General features: G+C 66.0%; 5 protein-coding genes and 2 rRNA genes (1 of these 7 running past the window's edge). 5 read left to right on the forward strand and 2 right to left on the reverse strand.

Going from position 1 to position 7849, the window contains the following annotated elements; all coding sequences use genetic code 11:
* Positions 1–63 precede the first annotated feature (63 nt).
* From ACLLJJ_RS13485 to ACLLJJ_RS13505, 5 genes are read left to right on the forward strand one after another with little or no spacing between them, the layout of a single operon-like run.
* Positions 64–1296 carry a DUF7544 domain-containing protein gene (locus tag ACLLJJ_RS13485; RefSeq protein WP_434590395.1) on the forward strand — a complete coding sequence of 411 codons (1233 nt, stop codon included), beginning with the start codon at positions 64–66 and terminating at the stop codon, positions 1294–1296.
* Between the two features lie 4 nt (positions 1297–1300).
* Positions 1301–1990, forward strand: a complete 690-nt coding sequence (locus ACLLJJ_RS13490) for a DUF4129 domain-containing protein (RefSeq protein WP_434590397.1) — start codon at positions 1301–1303, stop codon at positions 1988–1990.
* Positions 1987–3171, forward strand: a complete 1185-nt coding sequence (locus ACLLJJ_RS13495; RefSeq protein WP_434590400.1) for a DUF4350 domain-containing protein — start codon at positions 1987–1989, stop codon at positions 3169–3171. The genes ACLLJJ_RS13490 and ACLLJJ_RS13495 overlap by 4 nt, the downstream gene beginning before the upstream one ends.
* On the forward strand, positions 3168–4142 hold the full coding sequence (locus ACLLJJ_RS13500; RefSeq protein ID WP_434590402.1) for an AAA family ATPase: 975 nt from the start codon (positions 3168–3170) through the stop codon (positions 4140–4142). The genes ACLLJJ_RS13495 and ACLLJJ_RS13500 overlap by 4 nt, the downstream gene beginning before the upstream one ends.
* A 10-nt stretch (positions 4143–4152) precedes the next feature.
* Entirely contained in the window at positions 4153–5463 is a 1311-nt protein-coding gene (locus tag ACLLJJ_RS13505) for a DUF58 domain-containing protein (RefSeq protein WP_434600403.1), read from the forward strand.
* Between the two features lie 89 nt (positions 5464–5552).
* Here the strand turns inward: ACLLJJ_RS13505 and rrf are convergent.
* Positions 5553–5669, reverse strand: a 5S ribosomal RNA gene (gene rrf, locus ACLLJJ_RS13510).
* 74 nt (positions 5670–5743) lie between these two features.
* A 23S ribosomal RNA gene (locus ACLLJJ_RS13515) occupies positions 5744–7849 on the reverse strand (it continues 1017 nt past the right edge of the window).

The raw sequence follows: 7849 nt of genomic DNA on the forward strand, positions 1-7849 counted from the left end.
CCGTGGCACGATGGCTGCCAACCTGCCGCCGCGACCGCGGACGGGCACCGTGAAGGAGCGACAATGAACGACTCTCCGGGCTGGGCTTCGCCCGGATCTGCCCCCTCCGACGGCCAGGAACCGGGCGCACCCCGCCCTGCTGAGCCTGCCGACCAGGGCGACGCCTCTTCGAAGTGGTCCAAGGCTCAGCCCCCCGCGGCACAGTGGTCCCCACCCAGCGCGCCCGGAGGCCCCACCGTCCCCTCGCAACAGCCCGGACCGGGCTGGGGCGCCGGGCGCGGGCCGGGAGGCGGCTGGGGCGGCCCTCCTGCCGCCGCCAAGCCCGGCGTGATTCCGCTCCGGCCCCTCGGCATCGGCGAGATCCTCGACGGCGCGGTGTCGACCATGCGCGCCCACTGGCGCACGGTTCTCGGCATCACGATCACCGTTTCGGTGATCACTCAGCTCTGCGACATCCTGATCCAGCGCTACCTGCTCCCCGCGCCACCCGAGGTCGATCCGAACGCGAGCCCCACCGAGGCTCTGAACCAGGCCATCGACTCGACGGTCACCAGCCTGGTCAACACCACCCCGGCCCTCGCGATCACCTTGATCGGCACGCTGTTCACCACCGCTCTGCTGACCATGGTCATCAGCCGTTCGGTGATCGGCCGTGAGGTCACGCTCTCCGACGCCTGGCGTGAGTCCCGGTCCCAGTTGCCGAAGCTGCTCGGTCTCACCCTGCTGCTGCCGCTCATGGCCATGGCGATCATGACCGTCGGCATTCTGCCCGGCGTACTGCTGGGAGGCACCGCCGGCGTGGGACTCTCCCTGCTCGGCGGCCTCGCGGCCTTCGTCGTCACCGTCTGGCTGATGATCCGGTTCAGCCTCGCCTCTCCCGCACTGATGCTGGAGAAGCAGAGCATCATCAAGTCCCTGAGCCGTTCCGCGAAACTGGTCCGGGGCACCTGGTGGAGAATCTTCGGAATCCTCGTACTCACGGGGCTGCTGACCCTCATCGTCTCGATGATCATCGCGGTGCCGTTCGGCGCGATCGCATACGCCGTGGACGGCGACGGACTGGGCGGACTGTTCACCGGAGCCACCCCCGAGTTCGGCTGGCCCTTCCTGATCATCACCGGCATCGGCGCTGTGATCGCCTCCTCGATCACCTACCCGATCTCCGCAGGCGTGACGGTCCTGCTCTACATCGACCAGCGCATCCGCCGAGAGGCCCTCGACCTGGACCTCGCCCGCGCCGCAGGGGTGCCCGGATACGGCCCCGAGCAGCCCACCGACCCCACCGCCGGGAGCTGATGCGGTGTTCGCAGCAGGGGGCACCAGCACGGCAAACCTGCGGGCCCGCACGGCCGATGACGTACCGGTGGGCACTCCGCGCGTCCCCGCCCGCGAGGCGGCGGAGCAGGAGCTGTCCAACCCGATGTACCGGGAGAACGAGCCGAGCGCCTTCCAGCGCGCCCTGGACAGCTTCTGGGAATGGATCGACGATCTCTTCGGCGCGGCCTCCGGGGCCGCCCCGGGTGGCGTGGTCGGGATCCTCGTCGTCGCCGTACTCGTGGTGCTCCTCGTCCTCGGCCTGTGGTGGCGCCTCGGCACTCCGCAGCGCACCCCGCCCGCCGAGGGCACCCTCTTCGACGACGGCCCACGCAGCGCGGCCGAACACCGCGCTGCCGCCGAAGCACACGCCGCCGCCCATCGATGGAACGAGGCCGTCCAGGAGCGGATGCGCGCCGTCGTCCGCTCGCTGGAGGAACGCGCTCTCCTCGACCCACGCCCCGGCCGCACTGCCGACGAGGCCGCTGCGGAGGCCGGGCGCCCACTGCCCGACCACGCCGACCGGCTGCGTGCCGCGGCCCGGGATTTCGACGACGTCACGTACGGCGGCCGCACCTCCGACGAGCGGGCATACCGGCGCCTGAGTGAGCTGGACACTGATCTTGAACGCGCCAGGCCTCTGCTGAGCGGCGCGGTCCGAGGAGTAGCCGAATGACGGCGACCGCCGCCCGCTCCACCTCGGACTCCCCCACCACCCGCCAGGTATGGACGCGCACCCGTGGGCTGCTGCTCGCGTTCCTCGTCGTCGTCGCTGCCGGTGTCGCCATCGCCGCCGCACGCTCGGGCGACCAGCACGGACGCCTCGACCCGCGCTCGGCGGGCCCCTACGGCAGCCGCGCCGTGGCCGAGCTCCTCAAGGAACGTGGCGTCGACACCCGGGTGGTCACCGACCTCGACGACGCCCGTACCGCGACGGGCCCCGAGACCACGCTCCTGGTCACCAATCCCGACCTGCTGACTGCCCGCCAGCAGAAGAAATTCCGCGCCGCGACCCAGCGGTCCGGCGGCCGGACCGTCCTCCTCTCGGCAGGAGCACCCTCCGTCTCCGGACTCGTGCCCGGCGTCCACTCTGCGGCACGCAGCGATGTGTCGTCGCGGTCCCCCCAGTGCTCCATGCCCGCCGCCCGCCGCGCCGGCGGCGCCGACATCGGCGGGGTCCGCTACACCTCCGCGATCCCCGGCCGGCAGGCTTGCTACCCCAGCGACGGCCTCCCTACTCTGCTGCGGGTCCCGGGCCCCGCCATCGGTGACACCGTTCTCCTCGGCTCGCCGGACATCCTCTACAACGACCGTCTCGACCAGCAGGGCAATGCCTCGCTGGCCCTGCAACTCCTCGGCTCCCGGCCTCATCTCGTCTGGTACCTCCCCTCGCTGGGTGATGCCTCCGCCACCGACAGCGGCGAAAGCAGCTTTGCCGACCTGGCCCCCCCGGGCTGGTTGTGGGGAGCCCTTCAACTCGCCCTCGCCGCAGTGCTCGCGGCCATCTGGCGTGGTCGCCGAATGGGCGCTCTCGTGAGCGAAAATCTCCCGGTGGCCGTCCGCGCCTCCGAGACGACCGAGGGCCGGGCGCGTCTCTACCGCAAGGCCAACGCCCGCGACCGCGCGGCCTCGGCGTTGCGCTCTGCGAGCCGTGCCCGTCTCGCCCTCCTGCTCGGCGTGCCCGCCTCCCGGGCCGACGCCGTCGAATCCTTGCTCCCCGCCGTCTCCGCCCACCTGCCGACGACCGGCCGGGACCTCCTTTCCCTGCTTTTCGGCACCGCCCCCTCAGACGACGTCGGCCTCATCCGCCTGGCGGACGAACTCGACGCCCTCGAAAGAGAGGTACGCGCTTCATGAGCGCCCAGCCCGCAGAGAACCCCGACAGCGCCCGCGCCTCGCTCGAAGCCCTGCGCACCGAGATCGCCAAGGCCGTGGTCGGCCAGGATCCCGCTGTCACCGGACTGGTCGTGGCTCTGCTTTGCCGCGGACATGTCCTGCTCGAAGGAGTTCCCGGGGTGGCCAAGACTCTGCTTGTCCGCGCACTCGCGGCCTCGCTCGAAGTCGACACCAAGCGCGTCCAGTTCACTCCTGATCTCATGCCGAGCGACATCACCGGCTCACTGGTCTACGACGCCCGCACCGCCGAGTTCTCCTTCCAGCCAGGCCCTGTCTTCACCAATCTGCTGCTCGCGGACGAGATCAACCGGACACCGCCCAAGACGCAGGCGTCCCTCCTGGAAGCCATGGAAGAACGTCAGGTCACCGTCGACGGCACCCCGCGCCTACTGCCCGAGCCCTTCCTGGTCGCCGCGACCCAGAATCCCGTCGAGTACGAGGGCACCTACCCCCTCCCGGAAGCCCAGTTGGACCGCTTCCTCCTCAAACTCACGGTCCCGCTCCCGTCCCGCGAGGACGAGATCGGGGTCCTGACCCGGCACGCGGAAGGCTTCAACCCCCGGGACCTGCACGCAGCAGGTGTACGACCGGCCGCAGGCCCTGCCGACATCGAAGCGGCCCGCGCCGCAGTCGCCAAGACCACGGTCTCCGCCGAGATCACCGGCTACGTCGTCGATATCTGCCGTGCCACCCGCGATTCCCCCTCACTCACTCTCGGCGTCTCCCCACGAGGCGCCACTGCCCTGCTCTCCACCGCCCGCGCCTGGGCCTGGCTCACCGGCAGGGACTACGTCACCCCCGACGACGTCAAGGCACTGGCACTTCCCACCCTGCGCCACCGCATCCAACTCCGTCCCGAGGCCGAGATGGAGGGGGTCACCGCAGACTCCGTCATCACCGCGATCCTCGCCCAAGTGCCCGTCCCCCGCTGAGGCGATGACTGTGGCCCTCACCGGACGAACCGCACTCCTCGCCGCCCTCGGCTCTCTCCCCATCGGCATCCTGGCGCCGAGCTGGTCAGGGATGCTCGCCGTAAATGCGCCCCTCACACTCGCAATTCTGTGCGACTACGCCCTGGCAACGCCAGTAAAAAGGCTCCAATTCACCCGAAGTGGTGACACGTCAGTTCGACAAGGTGACACTGCGACAGTCCAGTTGACCGTCGCGAACCCCACGGGCCGCCGCCTCCGCTCCGACATCCGCGACGCCTGGCCGCCCAGTAGCTGGTCCACCGACGCCGAACAGGCCTCGTCACGTCGCCAGTTGGCCGTGCCGGCGGGGGAACGCCGTCGCACTTCCACCGTCCTGCACCCAACCCGGCGTGGCGATCGCCACGCCGACCGCATCACGGTCAGGTCGTACGGGCCCCTGGGCCTGGTGGCCCGCCAGGGCAGCCATCGAGTTCCGTGGACGGTCCGCGTCATCCCGCCTTTCACCAGCCGGAAGCACCTGCCTTCCAAACTGGCCAGGCTCCGCGAGCTCGACGGCCGCACGAGTGTGTTGACCCGCGGTGAAGGCACTGAATTCGACAGCCTCCGCGACTATGTACCCGGCGACGACACCCGGTCCATCGACTGGCGCGCCACCGCCCGGCAGAACCGCGTCGCCGTACGCACCTGGCGCCCGGAGCGCGATCGCCACATCCTGGTTGTTCTCGACACGGGCCGCACCTCTGCCGGTCGTGTCGGTGACGTGCCGCGCCTGGATGCCTCGATGGACGCCGTACTGCTCCTCGCCGCACTCGCCTCACGCGCGGGCGACCGGGTGGACCTACTCGCGTTCGACCGGCGCATCCGCGCTCAGGTCCAGGGACGCACCGCGGGCGACGCCCTACCAGCGCTGGTCAACGCTCTCGCACCGCTGGAGCCGGCACTGGTGGAGACCGATGCCAGGGGGCTCAGCGCGACAGCCCTGAAGAACGCCCCGCGTCGCTCGCTCATCGTGCTCCTGACCAGCCTGGATGCCGCACCTGTGGACGAGGGCATCCTGCCTGTACTCCCGCAGCTCACCAAACGCCACACGGTCCTCGTGGCCTCGGTGGCCGACCCTCGTATCCAACAGATGGCGACCGCTCGCGGCACAGTGGACTCGGTGTACGACGCTGCTGCCGGCACCCAGGAGCAGGAGCAGCGTCGTCACACAGCGGAGAAGCTGACCCGCCACGGCGTCACCGTCGTCGATACCACTCCGGACGATCTGGCTCCCGCTCTCGCCGACGCGTACCTCGCCCTGAAAGCCGCAGGCCGACTCTAGAAAATCCTCGCCCAGAGCCCAGAGAAGAAACGGATCCAGAACGCAGAAAAGCCCCGCACCATAAGGTGCGGGGCTTTCCCACAATAATTGTTCGGCGGCGTCCTACTCTCCCACAGGGTCCCCCCTGCAGTACCATCGGCGCTGAAAGGCTTAGCTTCCGGGTTCGAAATGTAACCGGGCGTTTCCCTAACGCTATGACCACCGAAACTCTATGAAGTTAACCAAACCGGTGTATGCACAGTTCGTTACTTCAGAACTAACACAGTGGACGCGAGCAACTGAGGACAAGCCCTCGGCCTATTAGTACCAGTCAGCTCCACCCGTTACCGGGCTTCCACATCTGGCCTATCAACCCAGTCGTCTACTGGGAGCCTTAACCACTCAAGGTGGTGGGAATACTCATCTCGAAGCAGGCTTCCCGCTTAGATGCTTTCAGCGGTTATCCTTTCCGAACGTAGCCAACCAGCCGTGCCCTTGGCAGGACAACTGGCACACCAGAGGTTCGTCCGTCCCGGTCCTCTCGTACTAGGGACAGCCCTTCTCAATATTCCTACGCGCGCAGAGGATAGGGACCGAACTGTCTCACGACGTTCTAAACCCAGCTCGCGTACCGCTTTAATGGGCGAACAGCCCAACCCTTGGGACCGACTCCAGCCCCAGGATGCGACGAGCCGACATCGAGGTGCCAAACCATCCCGTCGATATGGACTCTTGGGGAAGATCAGCCTGTTATCCCCGGGGTACCTTTTATCCGTTGAGCGACAGCGCTTCCACAAGCCACTGCCGGATCACTAGTCCCGACTTTCGTCCCTGCTCGACCCGTCGGTCTCACAGTCAAGCTCCCTTGTGCACTTACACTCAACACCTGATTGCCAACCAGGCTGAGGGAACCTTTGGGCGCCTCCGTTACTCTTTAGGAGGCAACCGCCCCAGTTAAACTACCCATCAGACACTGTCCCTGATCCGGATCACGGACCGAGGTTAGACATCCAGCACGACCAGAGTGGTATTTCAAGATTGACTCCACACACACTGGCGTGCATGCTTCAACGTCTCCCACCTATCCTACACAAGCCGAACCGAACACCAATATCAAACTATAGTAAAGGTCCCGGGGTCTTTCCGTCCTTCTGCGCGAAACGAGCATCTTTACTCGTAGTGCAATTTCACCGGGCCTATGGTTGAGACAGTCGAGAAGTCGTTACGCCATTCGTGCAGGTCGGAACTTACCCGACAAGGAATTTCGCTACCTTAGGATGGTTATAGTTACCACCGCCGTTTACTGGCGCTTAAGTTCTCAGCCTCGCACACCCGAAGGTGCACTAACCGGTCCCCTTAACGTTCCAGCACCGGGCAGGCGTCAGTCCGTATACATCGCCTTACGGCTTCGCACGGACCTGTGTTTTTAGTAAACAGTCGCTTCTCGCTGGTCTCTGCGGCCACCCCCAGCTCACGGAGCAAGTCCGATCACTAGTGATGGCCCCCCTTCTCCCGAAGTTACGGGGGCATTTTGCCGAGTTCCTTAACCATAGTTCACCCGAACGCCTCGGTATTCTCTACCTGACTACCTGAGTCGGTTTAGGGTACGGGCCGCCATGAAACTCGCTAGAGGCTTTTCTCGACAGCATAGGATCATCCACTTCACCACAATCGGCTCGGCATCAGGTCTCAGGCACATGTCATCCGGATTTACCTGGACAACGCCCTACACCCTTACCCCGGGACTACCACCGCCCGGGCTGGACTACCTTCCTGCGTCACCCCATCGCTTACCTACTACCACCTTGGACCGGCGGCTCCACCACTTCCCTTTGCCCGAAGGCTCCAGGACGGCTTCACGGCCTTAGCATTAATGGGTTCAGTACTGGGCGTTTCAAAGCGGGTACCGGAATATCAACCGGTTGTCCATCGACTACGCCTGTCGGCCTCGCCTTAGGTCCCGACTTACCCTGGGCAGATCAGCTTGACCCAGGAACCCTTAGTCAATCGGCGCACACGTTTCTCACGTGTGTATCGCTACTCATGCCTGCATTCTCACTCGTGAACCGTCCACCACTCGCTTACGCGGCGGCTTCACCCGGCACACGACGCTCCCCTACCCATCCGTACTCCCGTTGGGGATATGTGTACGAATGACACGACTTCGGCGGTACGCTTGAGCCCCGCTACATTGTCGGCGCGGAATCACTAGACCAGTGAGCTATTACGCACTCTTTCAAGGATGGCTGCTTCTAAGCCAACCTCCTGGTTGTCTGTGCGACTCCACATCCTTTCCCACTTAGCGTACGCTTAGGGGCCTTAGTCGATGCTCTGGGCTGTTTCCCTCTCGACCATGGAGCTTATCCCCCACAGTCTCACTGCCGTGCTCTCACTTACCGGCATTCGG

It is taken from the genome of Streptomyces sp. A5-4, assembly GCF_051131715.1.
GTDB lineage: Bacteria > Actinomycetota > Actinomycetes > Streptomycetales > Streptomycetaceae > Streptomyces.

Bases quoted from the DNA above. Each gene is read 5' to 3' on its own strand.
- ACLLJJ_RS13485 (WP_434590395.1), top strand. From the start codon at position 64: ATGAACGACTCTCCGGGCTGGGCTTCGCCCGGATCTGCCCCCTCCGAC.
- ACLLJJ_RS13495 (WP_434590400.1), top strand. From the start codon at position 1,987: ATGACGGCGACCGCCGCCCGCTCCACCTCGGACTCCCCCACCACCCGC.
- ACLLJJ_RS13500 (WP_434590402.1), top strand. From the start codon at position 3,168: ATGAGCGCCCAGCCCGCAGAGAACCCCGACAGCGCCCGCGCCTCGCTC.